Annotated in this window: 2 protein-coding genes; one reads left to right on the top strand and one right to left on the bottom strand. The window is 46.5% G+C overall.

Annotated features, from left to right (window positions below):
* Nucleotides 1–126: 126 nt before the first annotated feature.
* Nucleotides 127–366 (bottom strand): hypothetical protein, encoded by a 240-nt coding sequence (locus tag WH277_RS03980; RefSeq protein WP_339458302.1) that lies wholly within the window; start codon nt 364–366, stop codon nt 127–129.
* A gap of 305 nt (nt 367–671) precedes the next feature.
* Here WH277_RS03980 and WH277_RS03975 point away from each other — a divergent pair.
* Nucleotides 672–1,148 (top strand): pectate lyase family protein (locus WH277_RS03975; RefSeq protein ID WP_445235306.1); only part of this gene is annotated, 477 nt, incomplete at its 3' end.

Raw genomic sequence — 1,148 nt, 5'->3', positions numbered from 1 at the left:
CATCAGGCACCGACCGGCAGTGATGTGCGGGCGATTGCGGGGGTTATTTCTTCTTAAACACGGTGCTGGTGGGTTTTGGGGCTAAATAGGTTAGCCCCTTACTTCAATGATAAAGCTACCCAGCAGTCAGGTATCTTTGAGCTTCCTGCACCGATGCTGCTGGTAAAACCCGCCTGCCAGCGCGCCGAACACCGTTAAAAGCGCAGCAGTAATCAGAAACAATCCAACGTTTTGATTCATCTCATCATCACTGAGCACCGGGCCGATGATCAGATCGGATAGTAGTGGAAATACAGCAAAGGTTACGCCAAATCCCACCACCGCGCCTAAAAACGAAAACAGAAACCGTTTCATCGTACCTTGCAAAACCCCACCTTCAGCGTTCAGTCACAAAGCCCATTTATTAACACATTTCCGTTTAGCAAAAAGTCCAATGTGGATGGGGTGTGATAATGAATAGGGATATTTATATTGATGATGGCATCTTAATGCCTGCTTTTGTTTGCCTGTCGACCAGCGACATGAACTGGCTGGTTCATGGTTTTTACGATGCGTATAAATAGCCCCGTAAGCCAATGGACGTGAGTGCTTATCCTCTCGCAAATGGCTCAATCGACAGGATGTCATACGCACATTTATCTCAAAATAACATCATGCAAACAGGGGCTTTTATGACATATCCAACAAGTAAACTGAATGGTCTGGTCGGTTTTGCCAAAGCAGCCAATGTTACGGGCGGCTGGAATGGATCGGTGGTGGAAATTAATACACTGGCACAGCTTAATCAGTATGTGGGCGACAGTACGGCGCGGGTACTGGTGATTAACAGTAATATCACCGCCTCAAGTCTGACGAAAGTGAATCTTGGGTCGAATAAAACCATTGTGGGTTCATTCCAGAACCGTACCTTAAACAATATCCATTTCCGTGCGACGACCACCTCACAGAACATTATTTTCCAGAACCTGATTTTCCAGCATTCGGTGAATATTAAAGCCAATGATGATATCCAGCTTTACCTGAACTACGGCAGTAAATACTGGATCGATCACTGCTCATTCGTCGGCCACACCTGGTCAGATGGTGACGGCAGCCTGGATAAATTGCTGTATATCGGTGAGAAAGCTGACTACGCGACCATCAGTAAC

The organism is Erwinia sp. MYb416, assembly GCF_037479575.1.
In the GTDB taxonomy this organism is placed as follows: domain Bacteria; phylum Pseudomonadota; class Gammaproteobacteria; order Enterobacterales; family Enterobacteriaceae; genus Erwinia; species Erwinia rhapontici.
Note: the sequence above shows the minus strand (reverse complement) of the source record. Positions and strands in the feature narration are given on the sequence as shown.